General features: G+C 64.5%; 21 protein-coding genes. 14 read left to right on the top strand and 7 right to left on the bottom strand.

The window, feature by feature from the left end; genetic code table 11:
* Positions 1-49 precede the first annotated feature (49 nt).
* From GPA22_RS00315 to GPA22_RS00290, 6 genes are all read right to left on the bottom strand, one after another.
* Positions 50-808 (bottom strand): SDR family NAD(P)-dependent oxidoreductase, encoded by a 759-nt coding sequence (locus GPA22_RS00315; protein ID WP_169254119.1) that lies wholly within the window; start codon positions 806-808, stop codon positions 50-52.
* Between the two features lie 60 nt (positions 809-868).
* Positions 869-1,093, bottom strand: coding sequence for a ferredoxin (locus tag GPA22_RS00310; RefSeq protein ID WP_018990607.1), 225 nt, complete (start codon positions 1,091-1,093; stop codon positions 869-871).
* Positions 1,094-1,240: 147 nt separating this feature from the next.
* Positions 1,241-2,029, bottom strand: a complete 789-nt coding sequence (locus GPA22_RS00305) for an IclR family transcriptional regulator (protein ID WP_169254118.1) — start codon at positions 2,027-2,029, stop codon at positions 1,241-1,243.
* A 234-nt stretch (positions 2,030-2,263) separates the two neighbouring features.
* The gene (locus tag GPA22_RS00300; protein ID WP_246263970.1) at positions 2,264-3,133 is read right to left on the bottom strand and encodes a cache domain-containing protein; all 870 of its coding nucleotides are present in this window, start codon (positions 3,131-3,133) and stop codon (positions 2,264-2,266) included.
* A gap of 74 nt (positions 3,134-3,207) precedes the next feature.
* Complete coding sequence (locus tag GPA22_RS00295) at positions 3,208-4,401, bottom strand: thiolase family protein (RefSeq protein WP_211168850.1); 1,194 nt, start codon at positions 4,399-4,401, stop codon at positions 3,208-3,210.
* Entirely contained in the window at positions 4,398-4,796 is a 399-nt protein-coding gene (locus GPA22_RS00290; protein WP_169254117.1) for a Zn-ribbon domain-containing OB-fold protein, read from the bottom strand. The genes GPA22_RS00295 and GPA22_RS00290 overlap by 4 nt, the downstream gene beginning before the upstream one ends.
* A 150-nt stretch (positions 4,797-4,946) precedes the next feature.
* Between GPA22_RS00290 and GPA22_RS00285 the strand changes: the two genes are divergently transcribed.
* From GPA22_RS00285 to GPA22_RS00255, 7 genes are all read left to right on the top strand, one after another.
* Positions 4,947-5,648 carry an SDR family NAD(P)-dependent oxidoreductase gene (locus GPA22_RS00285; RefSeq protein ID WP_169254116.1) on the top strand — a complete coding sequence of 234 codons (702 nt, stop codon included), beginning with the start codon at positions 4,947-4,949 and terminating at the stop codon, positions 5,646-5,648.
* A gap of 97 nt (positions 5,649-5,745) precedes the next feature.
* Positions 5,746-6,732: a fumarylacetoacetate hydrolase family protein gene (locus tag GPA22_RS00280; RefSeq protein WP_169254115.1), complete on the top strand. Its 987-nt coding sequence runs from the start codon at positions 5,746-5,748 to the stop codon at positions 6,730-6,732.
* Between the two features lie 172 nt (positions 6,733-6,904).
* A complete protein-coding gene (locus GPA22_RS00275) occupies positions 6,905-8,299 on the top strand; it encodes an aromatic ring-hydroxylating dioxygenase subunit alpha (RefSeq protein ID WP_169254114.1) in 1,395 nt (464 codons plus the stop codon).
* A gap of 39 nt (positions 8,300-8,338) precedes the next feature.
* The gene (locus GPA22_RS00270) at positions 8,339-8,902 is read left to right on the top strand and encodes a 3-phenylpropionate/cinnamic acid dioxygenase subunit beta (RefSeq protein ID WP_169254113.1); all 564 of its coding nucleotides are present in this window, start codon (positions 8,339-8,341) and stop codon (positions 8,900-8,902) included.
* Between the two features lie 102 nt (positions 8,903-9,004).
* The gene (locus GPA22_RS00265; RefSeq protein WP_169254112.1) at positions 9,005-10,276 is read left to right on the top strand and encodes an MFS transporter; all 1,272 of its coding nucleotides are present in this window, start codon (positions 9,005-9,007) and stop codon (positions 10,274-10,276) included.
* Positions 10,277-10,303: 27 nt separating this feature from the next.
* Complete coding sequence (locus GPA22_RS00260; RefSeq protein ID WP_169254111.1) at positions 10,304-10,624, top strand: 2Fe-2S iron-sulfur cluster-binding protein; 321 nt, start codon at positions 10,304-10,306, stop codon at positions 10,622-10,624.
* 37 nt (positions 10,625-10,661) lie between these two features.
* A complete protein-coding gene (locus GPA22_RS00255) occupies positions 10,662-11,897 on the top strand; it encodes an NAD(P)/FAD-dependent oxidoreductase (protein WP_169254110.1) in 1,236 nt (411 codons plus the stop codon).
* Positions 11,898-12,059: 162 nt separating this feature from the next.
* Here GPA22_RS00255 and GPA22_RS00250 read toward each other — a convergent pair whose 3' ends face one another.
* Positions 12,060-12,908: a DUF2889 domain-containing protein gene (locus GPA22_RS00250; RefSeq protein WP_246263969.1), complete on the bottom strand. Its 849-nt coding sequence runs from the start codon at positions 12,906-12,908 to the stop codon at positions 12,060-12,062.
* Between GPA22_RS00250 and GPA22_RS00245 the strand changes: the two genes are divergently transcribed.
* The 7 genes from GPA22_RS00245 to GPA22_RS00215 all read left to right on the top strand — a co-directional run bounded on the left by GPA22_RS00245 (position 12,889) and on the right by GPA22_RS00215 (position 19,578).
* A complete protein-coding gene (locus GPA22_RS00245; protein ID WP_169254109.1) occupies positions 12,889-13,689 on the top strand; it encodes an SDR family NAD(P)-dependent oxidoreductase in 801 nt (266 codons plus the stop codon). The genes GPA22_RS00250 and GPA22_RS00245 overlap by 20 nt on opposite strands.
* 61 nt (positions 13,690-13,750) lie before the next feature.
* On the top strand, positions 13,751-14,452 hold the full coding sequence (locus GPA22_RS00240) for a TetR/AcrR family transcriptional regulator (RefSeq protein ID WP_169254108.1): 702 nt from the start codon (positions 13,751-13,753) through the stop codon (positions 14,450-14,452).
* A 184-nt stretch (positions 14,453-14,636) separates the two neighbouring features.
* A complete protein-coding gene (locus tag GPA22_RS00235) occupies positions 14,637-15,728 on the top strand; it encodes an amidohydrolase family protein (protein ID WP_169254107.1) in 1,092 nt (363 codons plus the stop codon).
* Positions 15,725-16,597 (top strand): fumarylacetoacetate hydrolase family protein, encoded by an 873-nt coding sequence (locus tag GPA22_RS00230; RefSeq protein WP_169254106.1) that lies wholly within the window; start codon positions 15,725-15,727, stop codon positions 16,595-16,597. The genes GPA22_RS00235 and GPA22_RS00230 overlap by 4 nt, the downstream gene beginning before the upstream one ends.
* A 17-nt stretch (positions 16,598-16,614) precedes the next feature.
* Positions 16,615-17,520: a 3-hydroxyacyl-CoA dehydrogenase gene (locus GPA22_RS00225; RefSeq protein WP_169254105.1), complete on the top strand. Its 906-nt coding sequence runs from the start codon at positions 16,615-16,617 to the stop codon at positions 17,518-17,520.
* Positions 17,517-18,689 (top strand): thiolase family protein, encoded by a 1,173-nt coding sequence (locus GPA22_RS00220; RefSeq protein ID WP_169254104.1) that lies wholly within the window; start codon positions 17,517-17,519, stop codon positions 18,687-18,689. The genes GPA22_RS00225 and GPA22_RS00220 overlap by 4 nt, the downstream gene beginning before the upstream one ends.
* A 37-nt stretch (positions 18,690-18,726) precedes the next feature.
* Positions 18,727-19,578, top strand: a complete 852-nt coding sequence (locus GPA22_RS00215; protein WP_169254103.1) for an SDR family oxidoreductase — start codon at positions 18,727-18,729, stop codon at positions 19,576-19,578.
* The last annotated feature ends 121 nt before the right edge of the window (positions 19,579-19,699 follow it).

Here is a 19,699-nt window from a genome sequence, read left to right as displayed (position 1 = left end):
CACGGCGTCCGTTCGTTCACTGTTGGGTCACGAACTTTCGGGCTCGTGCTCAGATTGCGAGCAGGCCCCCGTCGATGACGAGGTCGGAACCGGTCATGAAGGCGGCTTCGTCTGACGCCACGTACAGGGCCAGAGATACGACTTCCTCGGGTTCCCCCGGCCGATCCTGCAGCACGCCGTCGAGTAGCGCCCGGCGGGTGACGGGGTTCTCGACGAAGGCCGCGGTGCCGGGCGTCTTCACGAAGCCCGGACTGATGCTGACCGCGCGTATGCCGACCGGCGCCCCTTCGACCGCCAGCTGGCGGGTGAAGGAGACGACCGCACCCTTGGCGGCGCAGTGGGCGCTGATGCCTGCAACCTTGGAGCCGCCCCAGGCAGCGGTCGAGGCGATGTTGATGATCACGCCACCGCGCACGGTGAGGTGCTTCCACGCGTATTTGGTCGTGTAAAAGATGAGGTCGATCTCGTTCCGGATCGTGTAGTGCCAGTCAGCGATCGAAAATTCCGCCACTGGTCCGAAACGCGCGGCCGATGCGTTGTTGTAGAGAACGTCGATGCGCCCGAACTGTTCGGCCGCGGACTCGACCCAGGCGCGGGCCTGTTCGTGGTCCCCGAGGTCCACCGGGGCGGAGCCGTGCAACTCGAATCCTTCGGCCTCGACCAGCCGGCGCGTTTCGGCGTGGGCCGCGGCATCCGTGTCGCAACCCACCACCACGGCGCCCTCGCGCGCGAAGCGCAAGGCTGCGACGCGACCCTGACCGCCGCCGGTGCCGGTGATCAGCGCGACTTTTCCTTCAAGACGATTCATTCGGATCTCCGCGAAGTGGGCGGTTCCAGCGCTTTTCGCGCTACCAGTCCGGCGAAGAACTCAGGCGCCCGGTGCTTCGACCCGGATCGCCTCGGCGGGGCAGGCGGCAGCCCCCTCGATCGCGGCCTCTTCCTGGCCGGCGGGAACGAACTCGCTGTCGAGATAGACGATGCCGTCGCCGTCCAGCTTGTACACGTCGGGGCACAGGGCCGCGCACAATCCGTAACCGCAGCAGCGGCTGCGATCGACAATAACCTTGTGAAGTTTTTCGTTCTGTTCGCTCATGGCGTGTCTCCTCATCTGCTTGGGGCCATTGAGGCCTGCGAGATGATTATGCACAGAAAACGAAAAAGTGTCACTATTTTGTGCTGTGCGTATCGCAGGGTCGCAAAAGGGTTGCCGAAGGACCGACGGCCGCCCTCGCGACGACACTCAAAACAGCAGGTTCGACAGCTTGTCCGCGAGTTTGCGCACCTCGCCCCCGAGCTTGTCCGCGTCGGCGCCAATGTACTGGCCCCGGAACATCACCGCCGATACGGCAAAGGAAATGGCACCGGCGCGGTCGCGCACGGGGGCCGCAATAGCCATGATGCCGGCCGAGAAGTAGCCGTCATCGATCGCCCACTGGTGTTCCTTGGCGAACTGCACCTGCTGACAGTACTCGTCGAACTCCAGCGGTCGGGCCCAGCGGATCTTGTCGAATGCGGCGCGCATCGCGGTTGGGTCGAGATCCACCTCCGCCGCGAACAGTCTGCCGCTGGCGCCCATGAAGATGGGCAGACGCTGACCGATCGCCATGTCGATGCGCAGATCGGTCGGGCTTGCCTCTGAACTCACCAGCACGATGCGGTCGTATCCCATCTGACGCCACAGGGTGACCGTGACATGGAAGCGGGCGGCGAATTGCTGCAGCAGTGGGCGCGCGATGTCGAGCCGCTGGCCCTGCGTCACGAGGTGTCCTACGAGTTTGGCGAGCCCCAGGCCGGGCGAATAGGTCTTCGACGCGGAATCGAAGGCAACCATGTCCTCCGCTGCCAGTGTGCGCAGGATGTTGAAGCAGGTACTGGGGTTGATCGACAACTGCCGGGCGATGTCGGCTGCGCGCTCCGGGGTGTCGGTCTCCGTCAGAAAGCGCAGGATCCGCACCGCATTGACGACAGGCTTGACGGTGACCCCGCTTGAAGACCGGCCCGCGGTTTCATCCTCTTGTGTGGTGTCCATCCCTTGTCTCCTCCGTCCGTCGTGCACGCGTCCCGGTCGGCAAGCGGGAGACTTCTTCCTCGCGTGCGCCCCAGGCGAGGCGCATCAGGAATCAGGGTGTCCATCCGTGAGCCGGAGAATCTGCACGCAAAACGGCTTTGTGTTTGCGTATTAGAATTAAATTCTGTCCGCAGAATACTACGGCGACGGCGAAAATGCGACAGCCGGGCCGGCTTACGACAAGGGGAAATGATTTCAGGGTTTGAAGTAGCCCACCGCGACGATGTGGTCGCCGACGACTTCGAACAGCGTGTGCTTTTCCTCTGTTCTTTTCGTGACCGGGTTTTTCCACAGGTAGTCGAGTTCGCCGCGTGGCCGGTTGGCGGTCTGCTCCAGCATCTTGCGAACGATGGGTGTGCCGGCCTGGTCGTATAGGTCGCGGCCGTCGGAGCCGACCAGGCGCGGCATCGTGCCGTGGGCGACGAAGCGTCCCGTTTTCCGGTCGATCACGAACACGTAGAGATCGTCCTGCACGAAGCGGCCTTCGATGCGGTTGAATTCGGTAATGGCGCTGGTGGGCGCGGCCTTCATTGCCGCAACGGCCTGTTCAAGGAAGGCCTGCGCCTGGTCCGGGGACGAACGGCTGATGTAGTAACCCACCGCGACCACTCGTTCGCCGACCTTCTCGAAGAACGCATGCTTGCGCTGAAGGGTGTTGTCGGTCCAGTTGACCCAACGGTACTCGACTTCGCCGCGGCCATCGGTACGCGCCTTGTTCAGCATCTCCGCGAAGAAAGCCTTTCCGCTGGCGTCGCGCATCTCGGAAACCTTGCGGCCGATCAGCGTCGTGGACGAGCCGCCGCTGGTCAGCATGGTGCCGTCCATGTCGAGCACGTACACGTAGAGCTCACGGTCGATGAAGTCGCCCTGCCGGCCGAATTCCGCCAGTGCCCGGTCGCCGACGGCACGAAGTCGGGCGGTGGCCTTCTCCAGCAAAGCCTGCGCGCGCGTGGCGGAATCCGGTGCTGACGCCTGGCTACCCGAAAGCGCTTCGGCCGCGCTTGCCGGCGGCAGCCAGGCGGTCGCAAGAATGAACAGTCCCAGCGCGAGCGTTCTTATGGCCATGCTCCCCTCCGTGTAGTCAAAAATTGGACACTAAGTCTGATTGTGCAGTAATCCGTCTGCCACCGTGGCCGGGCTCAGTCCCGGACCAACAACACACTGCCGCCCAGCGGTCCACCGCCTGCCGCAACCACTGAAACGTGATGCGGTGCGATCTGTCGTTCGCCCGCGCGTCCCCACAATTGCGTGCAGGCTTCATGAACGTAGCCCAGGCCGTGCGTGCGCCCCCCGGAGAGCTGGCCGCCGTTGGTATTGATCGGCAGCTCGCCGTCGCGGGCGATGCGGCGGCCACCTTCGACGAAGCGGCCGCTTTCGCCGCGCGGGCATAGCCCGAGCGCTTCGAGCCAGATCATCGTGAGGATCGAGAATCCATCATAAAGCTGGGCCGAGCCGACATCCTTGGGCTTGAGATCGGTGCGCGCCCACATCATTTCGCCGACATCGCGCGCGGCGGTCGCGGTGAGGTCGATCTGGTCCCACGACCAGGGTTGGTGCAGTGCGGCGCCGATCGCCTCGAGGCGGATCGGCGGATTTGGCCCGTCGTTGGCAGCGTCGGCACGCGAAAGGATGATCGCGGTCGAGGCGTCGCAGTGGACGTCGCAGTCGAGCACGCGCAGTGGAGTCGAGATCATGCGCGAGGCGAAATAGTCATCGAGCGAGAGCGGCGTCCGGTAGATCGCCTTCGGGTTAAGCGCGGCGTTGGCGCGGCAGGTGAGGGCGATCTGGGCGAGTTGTTCGGGCGTCGTGCCGTATTCATGGAAGTGGCGTTGGGTATAGAGCGCCATGAGGTTGATCGCGGAGAGCACGTTGAATGGCGTGTACCACTGCCAGAAGAAGCTGCTGTCGCGTCCGATCGTCTTGTTCGTCAGGGCGCTGGCATTCTTGTCGACCTTGCGTCGGCTCGCCTCCGTGATGGTGCGGAAGACCAGCACGTGGCGGCACAGGCCGGATGCGATCGCCATCGCGCCATTGATGATGCCTGCGAGCGGTCCGGGGCCTTCGTAGCCTCCGCCGTACCAGTTGACCTTGAGGCCGAGGGTACCTATCAGCGCGTTGGGGCCGACGGGTGAGAAGGCATCGCCATTGTTGTTGTCGCCCGGCCAGCACGCCACGCCGTCGATGTCCGCGCGCGTGAGTCCGGCGTCGGCGATGGCGTCGAGGCAGGCGTCCAGCGTGAGTCGCATGCCCGATCGTGCAACCGGGCGTCCCACCTCGGACTGGCCGACACCGGTGATGGCGACGTCCTTTTCGAAGATTCGATCGAACATCATGCGTCCTTCTCGAAGAGGGGGAGCCACACGTCCTCGTGCTGCTCGAAGCGCACCCTGACGGGCATGTCGATATGCACGGCCTCGGCGGGAAGTCCCACGATATTCGTGACGAAGCGCAGGCCGGCCTGTTCCGCGAGTTCGACGATCGCCACGACATAAGGCTCGGTGAGGTCGGGGCGCCATGCCTGGTGATTGATCGTGTAGCTCAGGACCTTGCCCTTGCCGGAGACCGCCCGCGGTGTCACCTCGAAACTGCCGCAGTGCGGGCAGATCGGGGCGGGCGGATGAAAGAAGCGCGTGCAGTCCGCGCAATGATGTATGAGCAGGCGCCCCTGCGCGCCGCCCTGCCAGAACGGGGAGTTGTCCTCGGTGAGGAGGGGGAGTTTTCGGGTCATGGTCTGCGCGCTCTCGACGATTTGACGATCGGTCAAGCGGGATTCTACATGCACATATAGACAGAAGTGCAAAATCTGTCTAAAGTTTGTCGCAAGGACCTGCCTGCCAGCGTGCAACGACGCGGAGGCCATACAAGGAACTCTCATCTCATGAGTACTCGACTCGAAGCCAGAAGTATCGTCGTAACCGGTGGATTCGGCGCGCTCGGTCGCGCGGTCGCGCAGCGCCTCGTGGAAGACGGCGCGCATGTCACGCTTGTGGATCGTGTGGTGGCGCCCGCTGGCGGCCTGCCTGCAGGCGTCGCGGTTGTGCTCGGCGAGGTCGACCTGAGCGACGAAGCAGCCTGCGCGGCAGCCTATGCGCGCGTGCGTGTGGCCGCTGGTGGCATCGACGGCGTGGTGAATGTGGCAGGTGGCTTCGCGTGGGAGCCGATCGAAGGCGGAGCGCTCGAGACCTGGGATCGCCTGTACACGATGAATGTACGTACCGCCGTAGCGAGTTGCCGGGCGGCCCTGCCGCATCTGCTGGCGCGCGGGGCGGGGCGCATTGTGAACGTCGGCGCGCTGGCCGCACAGAAGGCCGGGATGGGGATGGCGGCGTATGCCGCATCGAAGTCCGGCGTCGCGCGGTTGACCGAATCACTTGCCGAAGAGCTCAAGGACCGTGGCGTCACCGTGAATGCGGTGTTGCCGAGCATCATCGACACTCCCGCCAACCGCGCCGACATGCCGGACGCCGATGCCAGCCGCTGGGTGGCGCCCGACAAGCTCGCCGCGGTGATCGCTTTCCTGCTCTCGGATGACGCCTCGGCCGTCACCGGAGCCTGCGTGCCGGTGAGCGGCCGGGTGTAGCAACCGCCAGCGCCTCTCCTGTGGGGAGGGGCAGAACTCGAAGAAGAGAGGATTCGCCCGCATCGAGCGGGACGAGTCCCCCGACAGGAGACAATAGATGCGACTCGTCACATATCGTGACTCTCACGGCTTTCAGCGTGCCGGCGCGCTGATCGAATCGGATTCGGCGATCGTCGACCTCGCCACGGCTTGCGAAGTCGTAAACGGCCATGTGTCCCCCACCTTCGCGAGCGTGCTCGGTTTGGTCGAGGCCGGTGAAGAGGCGCTTGCAGCGGCACGCGTCCTGGTCCGGAAAGCTCCGTCGGCGGCGGTCATCGCGCGTGAGGGCGTGAAGCTGTGCGCACCCATCCAGCCGCCGCCGCAGATGCGCGACTGCTCCTGTTTCGAGCTGCATCTGCGACAGAGCTTCGCTGCTGCGCGGCGCGCGCGCGTGGCGCACTTGCCCGACCCCGAGGAGGCGCTGCGGCAGATGAACACGCGCGCCGACGAACGCGTCATCGAGACCTTCAACCGCCAGCCGATCTATTACAAGTGCAATCGTTTCGCGGTGATCGGTCCGGACGAGGACGTCGTGTGGCCGGCGTACAGCAAGGCGATGGACTTCGAACTCGAACTTGCGTGCTACATCGGCCGCAAGGGGAAGGACGTGCCGCGTGACAAGGCGCGCGACTACATCGTGGGCTACACGATCTTCAATGACATGAGCGCCCGCGATGCGCAGGCCCTCGAGATGCCCGGCATGCTCGGCCCGGCGAAGAGCAAGGACTTCGACACCGGTAACGTGATGGGGCCTTGCCTCGTCACCGCGGACGAGGTGCCCGATCCCTACGACCTGCAAATGATCGCTCGCGTGAATGGCGAGGAATGGGGGCGCGGCACCACCCGCGACATGCGCTGGACGTTCGAGGACGTGATCGCGCACATCTCCCGCTCGGAAACGCTCTATCCGGGTGAAGTGCTGGGCTCGGGCACGGTCGGCAACGGCTGCGGACTCGAGCAGCTGCGCTATCTCAAACCGGGTGACGTGGTCGAACTGGAGATCGAGGCGATCGGCACGCTGCGCACGCGCGTGACGAAGCCATGACGGAACCACGCACGTCTTCGCAATAAGGACGTCGGCCGGCGGGCTACGGCTGCCGAAACACAGGGTGCCGAGCACCGGAGCTCGAGCAAATGAACAACCCACAAGAAGTGGCCGTCAGGCCCATCGAACGAGGATCGTCCTCACGGACGGCTTCACTCCACAGGAGATGACAATGTTGACCAAGGCAAGCTACACGTTGGCGGACGGTACGCCGCTGTCCGATCTGGTTCGCGTCCCGACGCGGGAAGTCCAGATGCGGGCCCTGTCGGATCCGGAGATCTATCAGCTGGAGATGGATCGCGTCTTCGGCAAGACCTGGCTGCTGCTCGGGCACGAATCCGAAGTGCCGAACTCCGGCGATTTCGTCGTGCGCGACATGGGGTCGGATTCGGTCATCGTCGCGCGTGCGAAGGACGGGAACATCCACGTCTCGCTCAACGTGTGTCCCCACCGCGGCATGCGCATCTCGACGGTCGATGCGGGCAATACCCAGATTCACAAGTGCATCTACCACGGATGGGCGTTCAAGCCGAGTGGCGAGTTCATCGGTGCGCCGGTCGAGAAGGAGTGCATGCACGGGAAGATGATGCCGAAGGAGGATCTGGGCCTGCCGCAGGCGCGGGTGACGCTCTACGGCGGCATCATTTTCGCGACGTGGGACCTGGAGGGACCGTCGTTCGAAGAGTTCCTCGGTGATGCGAAATGGTATTTCGACACCTTGTTCGAGCGCAGCGACAAGGGGCTCGAAGTGCTCGGCCCGCCGCAGCGTTTCATCGTGCGCGCGAACTGGAAAGCCGCTGGCGAGCAGTCGGCCGCCGACGGCTACCACACGCTGACCCTTCACCGCTGGCTGGGTGAGGTAGGCAACTATTCCAAGAGTGGCGAGGGCGGCAGCGCCGACCTGTCGCCCGAGATGTACGGCGTCGAGGTGAGTTCGCCGCACGGCCATGCGCTGCGCTGCATCGACCTCGGACGCAAAATCAGGAAGCTCACTGGCCTCGATCCGGCGGAGCTGACGGTGGACCAGAAGCTCGAAGCACTGCCGCCGCCGGGGATGACGCATGAAATGTTGCCTCAGCTCAGGAAGCGCCTGAGCGAAGAGCAACTCGAAGTGATGGTGTCGATGCCGCCGCAGGTGGGCGGGATTTTCCCCAACGTGCTATTCGCGTTCGTGTATATCCCGCAGGCCGACGGCTCCGTGCTCGGCCTCACGCTGCTGCACGCCTACGTGCCGAAGGGGCCGGATCAACTCGAGTTCGTGAACTGGGTGCTTGCTGAGAAGGATGCCCCGCAGGAGCTCAAGGACAAGATGCTGATGCAGAGCATCCAGTTGTTCGGCACCTCGGGCATGGTCGAGCAGGACGACTCCGATACCTGGCCCCACATGACCCTCGCCGCCAAGGGCGCGCGCGGGCGTCGCTCGACCCTCAAGTACCAGGCGGTGTACGAGACCGGCGCCCCTGCCGGCTGGCCCGGGCCGGGCATTGTCAATGAAGGGTTCACCAAGGACGACACCCAGTGGCACTGGTGGCTGTACTGGAACGAACTGATGAACGCCAAGGCCTGAGCCGTCCGGTCCGACCCAACACCTTCGAAGGAGCGACACATGAGCGCCGCACAACAAGTTGCCGAGAACGCCCCCGTCATCGGAAACCCGATCCCGGTCGGGGCCGAAGTCTATAACCGCATCGTCGGTTTCCTCTATCAGGAAGCGACGCTGCTCGACACGATCCGTCTCAAGGAGTGGGGCGCGACGCTTGCGCCCGACCTGGTCTACACCGTGCCTCTGCGGCAGACCCGCCCGATGTCCCAGCAGGCCCAGTCGGTTATCCGCACGGTGCAGCACTACCACGACAACTACCGCTCGATCATGGGGCGCATCATGCGGCTCACCGAGACGCGCAGCGCGTGGGCCGAGGATCCCCCTTCGCGCACCCGCCGCATGGTCAGCAACGTGCAGGTGTTCGCTACCGACAGGCCCGACGAGTTCGCGGTCGTGAGCTATCTGCTGCTGACACGCAGCCGTTTCGACTTTCCGGATATGGATCTCATCAGCGGCGAGCGCAACGATCTGCTGCGTGTCGATGGCGAGGGATTCAAGCTCGTGCGTCGCGAAGTCATTCTCGACCAGGCGGTGCTGGGCACGCCGAACCTCGCGATCTTCCTCTAGGCAACGCGGGCGCCGCCGGCCCGGTTACGGATCGGACGGTGCCCGATCTGTCCTTCGCCACGAGGCTGATACGAGAGCCGGGACGGGGAGTGGAGTAGAAAAATGGCATTAAACGGAAATCACGCGGCGATCGATCTGACCGAGTTCAGGCAGGGCTGGCAGATCGTGGTTCTGTCGGTGATCGGTGTGGCGATCAGTATCAACGCCGCATTGCTGTATGGCTTCGGCGTCCTGGTGATCCCCTTCCAGCAGGCTTTCGGTTGGGACCGTGGTTCGCTGCAGGCGGCAATAACCTTCCTGTTCGCCGGCGCCGTGCTCGGCCTGCAACTCGTCGGCTGGCTCAACCTGCGTTTCGGCATGAAGCGCGTGACAGTGCTTTCGTTGCTGCTGATGGCGCTCGGCTATCTGGCGACGACGCAGATTGGCGGCTCGATCTGGTCGCTCTACGCAGCATTTTTCCTGCTCCCGATCATCGGCATGGGTGCGCTGGCGGTCACGTGGACGCAACTCCTCAATCTCTGGTTTCACCGCAACCGCGGACTGGCGCTCGCGATCGGGCTTTCGGGCACCGGCATCACCGCCGCGCTGGTACCGAGACTGTTGGGTTGGGGGGTCGAGAACTGGGACTGGCGGGCCGCCTTCGTCATCCTGGCGCTGCTCAATGTGCTGGTGGGACTGCCGCTGACCCTATGGTGGTTCCGCCTGCCTGGCGAACGTGCGGTGAGCGGCGCGAAGGCAGACGACGGTCCGCCGCTGGTGCGGAGCGGCGTGAGCTTCCAGGAAGGAATGCTCCTGCCGCGATTCTGGATCTGCAATGTGGCGTTGTCGCTGGTCGTGTCGGCGGTGGTGGGCCTCGTTACCAGTACCGTGCCGATGTTGCGAGATAAGGGGCTGTCGGCGGCGGATGCGACCCTGGTCTTCGGTTACTTCGGCATTGCGCTGATTTGCGGTCGCCTGGTGGTCGGCTACCTGCTCGATCGGCTGTGGCCGCCCGGCGTGGCGGCCTTGAGCCTTTCCCTGCCCGGGGTGGGTTGTCTGATTTTCCTGTCGGGAACCACCGATCCGGCTGTCATGAGTCTTGCCGCGGCGCTGGTCGGACTTGGCGCCGGCGCCGAGTTCGACATCGCGGCCTTCCTCATCGCGCGCTACTTCGGCCTCAAGGATTACGGCCGGTTGTTCGGCGTGCATCAGGGGCTCATCACGGTAGCGTCGGCAGCCGCGCCGCTGATGTTTGCAGCGATGCTGAGTGTCACCGGTACCTACTTTGCGATGCTCGTCTATTGCACCGTGGCCACCCTGCTCGGCGCGTCATTGTTGCTGACGCTCGGGCGCAGTCCCCAGTTTGCCCTGCACGCCGAAGCGCAGCGGGCCTGATTTCATCCCTCTCATCGGAGCAAATAAATGCCCACGATTACCTTCATCGAACACAACGGCACCCGGCACGAAGTGCACGCCGAAGTCGGCCAGTCGGCCATGCAGGCCGCGACCTTTGCCGGCGTTCCCGGCATTCCCGGTGACTGTGGCGGCGCCTGCGCCTGCGCCAGCTGCCACGCTTACGTGGACGAAGCCTGGGTGGAGCGTTTTGCGCCCGCCGAAGGCACCGAATACGACATGCTCGAGAACGTCGTCGAGCGCCAGCCCACCAGTCGGCTCACGTGCCAGCTGGTCGTCGGAGCGGACATGGACGGCCTCACGCTGCGCCTGCCGGCTGCGCAGTTCTGAAGACGGCGATCTAAAAAAACGACAAGGAGACGGGAAGATGTCGCTCGATTCAGTGGTGATCGTGGGGGCGGGGCACGGGGGCGTGCAAGTGGCGATTTCGCTGCGCCAGGAAGGTTTCAGGGGCCGCATCGTGCTCGTGAACGACGAGCCCGGTCTGCCTTACCAACGGCCGCCCCTGTCGAAGGCCTACCTTCTCGGCAAGATCAACGCCACTGCGATGCTCTTCAGGCCGGAGACCTTCTACGCCGATCAGCGCATCGAGCTCGTCCATGACCGCGTAGCGGCGATCGATCGGCAGAACCGTCGTGTCATGCTCGACTCGGGGAGTGCGCTCGACTTCGGCCATCTGGTGCTCGCGACGGGTGCCCACAATCGGCCGCTCAACGTGCCGGGTTCGACGCTGAGCGGTATCTTCGGCATCAAGACCAAGGCGGATGCCGACCTCTTGTCGCCGCTGGTGAAGCAGGCCAGGAATGTCGTCGTGATCGGAGCCGGCTTCATCGGTCTGGAGTTCGCCGCGGTGGCGGCGGCCGAAGGGGCTGCGGTCGAAGTGCTTGAACTCGGCGACCGCCCGATGGCCCGGGCAGTGTCCCCGCAGATGTCGGAGCTCTTCCGTGCCGCACATCAAGGCTGGGGCGTGAAGTTCAACTTCCGTACCGGGCTGGCGGAGCTGGAAGGCGAGGACGGCAAGGTGAGCGCCGTGACGACATCGGACGGACGACGCCTGCCTGCCGAGCTGGTCGTCTACGGCATCGGCGTGATTCCCAACGTGCAGCTCGCGCTCGAGGCCGGACTCGACATCGATAACGGGATTCGCGTCAATTCCAGTCTCCTGACTTCGGACCCGCACATCTCGGCGCTGGGTGACGTCGCCGCCTTCCCGTGCGTGCAAAACGGCGAAAATCTGACTCGCCTCGAGTCCGTACAGAACGCGGTCGACCAAGGCAAGCTCATCGCGGCCCGCCTCGTGGGCAAACCCACCCCATACACAGCGCTGCCCTGGTTCTGGACCGACCAGGGCAATCTCAAGCTGCAGATCGCAGGTCTGTCGATCGGGGCAGACAACTACGTGACGCTGGGTGACGCCGCCGCGCAACAGCTCTCGGTGCTGTGCTTCCGCGGGGAGGAGCTGATCGCGGTCGAGTCCTGCAACCGTCCCGGCGATCACGTGTTTGCACGCAAGATCCTCGCACGCCCCCCCGCGCTCACGCCCGCTGCCGCCGCTGCGCCCGACTTCGATCTGAAAGCCTGGGAAGCGGCCAACCGGCCCTGATCGTCCGGTGTGCTGCTCGGCCGGCAAATCGGGGCGCCGATCGCATGCCGGCGTCCGTCGTGCCGGCCGCAGCACGCCACGTGGGAGGCAGATCACATGCTGATCGACGTCCAGCGGCGAAGGCCGCCATGTGGCGCTCGCGACGACACCTCGACCGCGCGCTTACTCTGCGAAAGCGTGGAGCCAGGACTGGTCGTCGCGGCAAAGGCGTTCAGGATGCGCGGTGAAGTCCCCGGTCGAGCCCACGATGCGAATCGCCTGGGGCGCGCGTTCGGGTTGCTGCGCGAAGCAACGGCCGCTCGGGCGGGCGTGCAAGTCCTTGTCGATGTCCCGCAGGCGTCCGAGCGCGATCAGCGCACAGCGGCGCAGCACGAGGGCCGCTTCCGCCTCGTCGGGCGCGAGACTGCTGAGCGCCCAGCGCGCCATGCCTTGGCGCATGTCGATGCCGGCATAGGGCGGGGGGGACACGATCGTACGTTCCTGCACTTCCCAGTCGAGCCGCAAGCCGTCGTCACGGACCAGACGGGCGTGCGAACCGCCGTCGACATGACGGGGAATTTCGATGTCGAAGCGGCGATGGGTGATGCCCCGCGCCGCTGCGGCGATCGCGAGGCCGGCGAGGTCGAACATGTGCGTGCACTGCAGGCTGGCGTCGGTATGGCGGGTTACTGCGCTGGCGATGGGTTCCAGCTGCATGCCGAGTAGTGCGTTCAGCGGTGCGGCGGCATTCGGGCACTCGGTGAACGGATGTCGCGGAGCCTCGGCGGAGATCTCGCTCACGCGGCCGAGGCGATGACGCAGCGCGACGCGGAAGTGGTGAAAGTCGTCTTCGAGGACGGCACGGACTTCGCCCGCTTGGCTGGTCTGGCGGCCTTCAAGCTGGATCCGTCGGCAAAAGGAGGGCATTGCAATGGCTTCCGTTGGAAGTGTTTCTTTCTTATGAATGTGTACAATAACAAAAATAGTGTGCAATAAATGCGAGGAGACGAAAATGGGTTTGCTGAAGGACAAGGTTGCGTTGATTACCGGGGCCGGCGGCGGCATCGGGCGCGGCGTGGCGCACAGCTTCGCGCGCGAGGGGGCAGCCGTGGTGATCGCGGAGATCAACGAAGAGACTGGAACTCAAGTGGCGCGCGAACTCGAGGAGTTGGGCGGGCGGGCGCTGTTCGTGCGTACCGACGTGATGCAGAAGGCGTCCGTGACGGGAGCGATCGAGGCGGCAGTCGCCCATTTCGGCGGGCTGGACATCCTCGTGAACAACGCCTTCGTTCCGACGCCGAACGTGCGCCTCGAAGACAAGACGGACGAAATGCTCGAGCAGACGCTGACCTCGACGATCAAGGCGTCGTGGTGGGCGATGCAGGCGTCGCTGCCGCACATGCGGGCGCGCGGGGGCGGGAAGATCGTCAATTTCTACTCGATCGACGTCGAGATCGGCGCGTGGCTGCATGCCGACTACAACACGGCGAAGGGCGGCATCGTCGGCCTCACGCGCAGTGCGGCGGCGGAATGGGGGCGTTTCAACATCACTGTGAATGCCGTCGCACCGACGGCAATGGGAGCGACCTTCAACAAGTTGGCCGCGGAGAACCCTGGTTTCGCCGAACGCTCCGCCGCGATGCGCCCCCTCGGCCGGTGTGGCGATCCGGAACTCGACATCGGCCCCGTTGTGGTCTTTCTCGCATCGGACATGTCCCGCTATGTCACCGGCGAAATGCTGCATGTCGACGGCGGCCTGCACTTGCCGGGCTACAACTCGCGTCCGGCGGATGTGCCGGTGCGCGAATACTGAATCGAATTTCTGGCGGGCCCTGCGGTTCGCCCCGCGGTCCGTCCATTCCCAAGGCACAGGCATGAACGACGAAACCGAGGCAGTCGCTGAAGACGGACCGGTAATGGAGTCCGCTCGGCGCAATCGCCGCTCGGATGCGACCATTGCACGAATCCTGGCATCGACGGAAAGGATCATCCTCCGGGCAGGTGCCGAGCGCATTTCCATCATCGATGTGTGCGACGACGCAGGTGTCTCGCGGGGCACGTTCTACCGCTATTTCTCCTCGCAGGATGATCTGCTCGATGCGTTTTCGCGCCACAAACGCGAGGGTTTTCACAGCGCGATGCAGGAAGTCACCGCCCCTTACGACGACCCCGACGAGAAATTTCGCGCCCTGATCGGTTACCTGGAGCACTACGCGGCGCACGGACAGGCGCGGCGTCTGCTGGTGGTGGCGCCCGATTATGCGATGAGCTTTTTTCGCCGCGTCTTCAACGACGCGCGTGTGCGCTTGCAGGACGTCCTCAGGACCGTCTTCGACGCCTGGGATGGGCGTCTCGGCATCAGCATCGATCGCGAGCTCGTGTGCGAAATGCTGATCCGCTACGTATTGAGCGAACAGCTCGTCCCCAATGAGCGCGCAAACGAAGGCACGGCGCGCATCGAGCGTCTCGTGCGCTCGCTGATCGGTTTTCCTGCCACCAAGGGCGATGACGCTGTCCAGGTAGCTGCGCCGGCACGTTTCACGGGCTCTCGACGCCGCGAAAAAGAAAAAACATAAACAGATTTGCAAAATCTGTTTATGTTTGGCATGATGAATCTCATCGTTGCAAAGACACCGGTCGAGTGTCGCAGGCAGGAGACAAATCCCCGATAGCCAGGCGAGGTCCGTCCGGCGCATCGATGCTCCCGTCCGCGATTGCGGCACTCGGCAGGTTCCACCAACCTGCACTGGGAGACACCACATGCTCATCGACCTCCACGCCCACGCCCCCCATCCGGATTACTACGACCAGCACCCCTATTGGGGGCCGGCTTTCGAGTCGCAGCCCGACGGCGACATCAAGCTTCGCGTCGGCGACTGGATCCTCACACTCGGCGCGCCCGAGCGAAAAGCCGCCTTGCGCAAAGCGAAGGCCGAGGGCAATGCCCTGAACGTGCAGGACTACATGAGCCGCTGGCGCGACCCCAAGACGCGCCTGGCGGGGATGGATACAGCCGGCCAGAACGCCCAGGTCGTCTCGGTGCCTTCGCATTGCTACATGTACTGGACGGAGCTCGACTACGCGATCCCGTTCTCGCGCAAGGTCAACGACGTGCTCGCCGAATACTGCTCGGCGGCGTCCGACCGGCTGATGTTCTGGGCGCAGGCGCCCCTGCAGGATCCGAAAGAGGCGGCCAAGGAAATTCGCCGCGCGTGCACCCAACTGGGCGCAAAGGGTCTGGGTGCGGGTGGTTCGAATTTCGGCGGCCTGGAGTTCGATTCGCCTGAGATGGATCCGGTGTGGGAGGCCCTGTGCGACCTCGACCTGCCGATGTTCGTGCATGGCTATAACCAGTCGGTCACGTGGGGCAACAAGGCCAACACCGACCGCTACGAAACCACGGCCATCGTCGGCATGAACTACGACGAGACGAAGGCCTTCTGGTACCTGGTGAACGGCGGTGTGTTCGACCGCTTCCCCAAGCTCAAGGTCTATATCACGCACGGCGGCGGCTATGTGCCTTATCAGCTCGGCCGACTGGCGCAAACCAACCCCAACCTCGACACGTACCACAACAAGAAGCCTGTACTGGAGTACATGCGCAACTTCTGGTTCGACGTGGAACTGCACGAACTGCCGATGCGTCAGGCGCTGATCGACGTCATCGGCGCCGACCGCATCCTCTACGGTTCGAACTTCGGAGGCAGTGATGCGGTGCGTCACGACCTCACCGAAGGCCTGCGCCTTTCGGAGGAGGATCTGCAGAAGATCCGCTGGAAGAATGCCTGCGAACTGCTCCACCTCGACCCGGCGAAAGTAGGCTCCATCGCAAAGGCCGAGGTGGCAGCATGAAGCTCGCGCGCTGCAGCGATAGCGGCGCGCCATTCTGGGCCGTGGTCAATGCCGAAGCCCGCACGGTCACCCCGATCGTCGGCAGCTTCGCGGATTGGGGGCCTGCCTTGACCCGCGCGATTGCCGCGGGGCAGGGCGGAGCAGCACATTCGCTGCTGACGCCCGACGGCGATGCCCGGCCGCTCGATTCGGTAAGGCTGCTGCCGCCGATCGAGCCGGTCAATCGGGTCGTCGTCGCGGGCGCGAACTACGCGAAGCATTTGGCCGACGACTTCGGCCTGAAGTCTCCCCCGCAGCCGATCGCGTTCCTCAAGGCGTACGGCGCCCTGATCGGTGCCAATGATCCGATCCGCTATCCGCCGTTGACGAACGAACTCGATCATGAGGTCGAACTCGTCGTCATCGTGGGGGATGTGCCGGTCGACCCGGAAGACCCGCTCGCCAGCGTTCTCGGCTATGCCGTGGGCAACGATGTATCGGCGCGCGACCTGCAGCGCAGCGGTCCGGCCGGCATCGGCATGGATCTCTTCGCGGCGAAAAGCCAGGACCGCAGCACGGGAGTGGGTCCGTGGATCGTGACGCGCGACGAGTTCCCGGAGGGGAGCCCGAAGCTGCGACTGACCCTGAAGGTGAACGGCGAGACGCGCCAGGACGGCAATACCGGCGAGATGACGTGGAACGTCGCGCAGCTGGTGAAGTTCGTCGAAGAGCGTTCCAGTTTCGCGCCCGGCGACATCCTGTTTACTGGATCGCCGGCTGGCGTGGGACAGGGTACGGGCCGATTCCTCAATCCCGGCGACGTCGTCGAAGCCGGAATCGAGGGGGTCGGGACGATCACGAACGTCGTCGGGCCCAAACCCGGCGTCTGAGCAAGGAGGCAAGACAAATGCTCGACAAGAATCACAAGGTTGTGGTGGTCGGTGCCGGCCTGATGGGTACCGGAATCGCGCATGCGTTCGCGAGCAGCGGCTTCGCGACGCAACTGGTGGATACCAGCGCAGAGGCACTCGCCAGGGCGGAGAAGAACATCCACGGCATCCTGGATGGTGGCGTGAAGCTCGGAAAGCTCGCGGTGGATGTGGCCGACGCCGCCAAAGCGCGTCTTTCCACCAATACCGTGTTGAAACAGGCGGCCGAAGGTGCGCACCTCCTGATCGAGACCGTCTCGGAGAATCTCGCGGTCAAGAAGGCGGTGCTGGGCGAGGCAGTTCCCGTGCTGGCCGCGAACGCGGTGATCGCGACCAACACATCGGCGCTCAGCGTCACCGAGATTGCCGCGTCGGTGCCATGTCCCGAGCGCGTCATCGGCATGCACTTCTTCAACCCGGTGCACAAGATGAAGCTCGTCGAGCTGGTGCTCGGTATCGCGACCGACGAAGCCACTGTCGCGACCAGCCGCGAATGGTGCGATGCGATCGGCAAGACCTCGATCCTGGTGAATGAGTCCCCCGGCCTGACCACTAGCCGCATGTCCGCGATGCTGGGGAACGAAGCGATGTGGATGCTGCAGGAAGGCACCGCCAGCGCAGAGGACATCGACACCGCGCTGCGGATGGGTTTCAACCACCCGATGGGGCCGCTCGAGCTGGGTGACCTGACCGGCTGGGATACGCGCCTGTCGGTGCTGCGCTATCTCCATTCGACGCTCGGCGAGAAGTTCCGTCCCTGCCCGCTGATCATCAAGATGGTGGCGGCCGGCCGTTACGGGCGCAAGACCGGGCACGGGGTATACAAATATGACGAGACCGGCCAGCGCGTTCCGGGCTCGGGCCTGAAGGCGAGCAACCTATGAGCGACGTCTTCATTGTCGAGGCCGTCCGCACGCCGGTCGGCAAGTACCGGGGGAGTCTGGCCGGCGTACGCGCGGATCACCTCGGGGCCCACGTCCTGAACGCTGTGGTCGAGCGCGCCGGCATCGCGGCGGCCGAGGTGGACGACGTCATCTTCGGCTGCGTCACCCAGGTCGGCGAACAATCCGCGAACATCGCGCGCACCTCCCTGCTGGGGGCGGGCTGGCCGGATGCGATTCCCGGTCTCACGATCGACCGCAAGTGCGGCTCCGGCGAGGCTGCGGTGCACGTCGCCGCTGGCCTGATCGCCGCCGGATCGGCGCAGGTCGTCGTGGCGGGCGGTGCCGAGAACATGAGCCGCGTGCGCATGGGCGGCAACCGCGAAATCTACGGCGAGACCTTCGGCTGGCTGGCTTCCGAGCGCTACGAGCTCACCAGCCAGGGTGAGGCGGCCGAGCGGGTCGCGGACAAATGGGAATTGACTCGCGCCCAGCTAGACGCCTTCGCGGTGGAGAGTCACCGCCGCGCCGCGGCCGCGGCCGAAGGGGGATATTTCCGCAAGGAGATCGCGCCGGTACCTGTCGCTGCGCTCAAGGATAGAGACTACGTAGAGCCCGCGCCGGAAGTCTTCGCTGCGGACGAAACGATTCGCCCCGGCACCAGTGCCGAGAAGCTTGCCACGTTGAAGACCAGCTTTCGCGACAACGGCAAGATGACCGCCGGAAATTCGTCGCAGATCTCCGACGGTGCGGCGGTGCTGCTGCTGATGTCCGCAGAGGCGATTGACCGGCTCGGCGTCAAACCCCGGGCGCGCATCCGCGCCTTCACCACGGTCGGCTCCGACCCGACGCTGATGCTGACCGGGCCGATTGCCGCAACCCGGAAGGTGCTCGCCCAGGCCGGGCTGAATGTCGAGGACATCGATCTGTTCGAGGTCAACGAGGCGTTCGCGCCGGTGCCGATGGTGTGGATGAAGGAGCTCGGTGTGTCGCATGACCGGCTCAACGTCAATGGCGGAGCGATCGCCCTCGGGCATCCGCTTGGCGGAAGCGGCTCGCGCATCATGACCTCGCTGCTGCACGAACTGGAACGACGTGAAGCGCGCTACGGCCTGCAGGCGATCTGCTGTGCAGGCGGCATGGGCACCGCGACGATCATCGAACGCATGTAAGCGGGCGTCGCGGCAGGCAAACGACAGGAGAGACGACATGAATATCGACCTTAGCGACCGGCGCGTAATCGTAACCGGCGCCTCACGCGGGATCGGGCGTGCGATCGCGCGTGCCTTCGCTGCGGAAGGTGCGCGCGTTGCGATCTGCGCACGCACTCCCGAAGCGGTCGAAGAGACCGGCAGGGAGCTTGCGCAGCAGGCCCAGGCGGTTATCGCGCGCGCGGTGGACGTGACCGACACGCCGGGTGTGAAGGCCTTCGTGGATGAGGTCGCCGAGAGCTGGGGCGGGGTCGATGTCCTCGTTAACAATGCTGGCCAGGGGCTGGGGGGCAATCTGGACACGCTCACCCCCGAGGCGATCCTCGAGCACGCCAACATTCTCCAGATGGGGCACTTCCGCTTCGTGCAGGCCGTGGTGCCGTACATGCGCCGGCAGCGCTGGGGTCGCATCATCGAGATCAACGCGCTGGCCGGTGCGATCCCGACTCCGGACGGCATCCCGTCGGTCATCAATCGTGCGTCCTGCCTCGCGCTCTCCAAGTCTCTCGGGATGTCGCTCGCGAAGGAAAACATCCTCGTCAACTCGCTGAACATGGGCTGGATCGACACCGGCCAGTGGGAGCGTCATTTCAGGGAGGTCGGCCCCGGCGTCTCCCGTGAGGAGTTCAACGAAATGGTCCTCAAGGTGGTGCCGATCGGGCGTTTCGGCAAGCCGGAAGACGTGGCGGGCATGGCGCTGTTCCTTGCCAGCGACTACGCCAGCTTCATCAGCGCGGCCTCGATCGATATCGCCGGCGGGTTGCAGGGCCAGATCGCGTACTACCCGACACTCAAGCGCGATTTCACCGAAGCAGTGAAGCGGCGCAACGAGGGCTCGGCGTCAGTCTGATTCGTCGATGCGGACCCGGATCGGTGTGTGTTTTGACTATGGCAAATGAATTATCAAGCAGATTGCTCGCGTGGGGCAAAATTCTAATAAGAGAATCTACGTTCAAGGGTAGAATTAAGAG

Source organism: Aromatoleum toluvorans (genome assembly GCF_012910905.1).
GTDB lineage: Bacteria > Pseudomonadota > Gammaproteobacteria > Burkholderiales > Rhodocyclaceae > Aromatoleum > Aromatoleum toluvorans.
The sequence above is the reverse complement of the archived record's forward strand: the minus strand, read 5'-3'. Positions and strand labels throughout refer to the sequence as shown.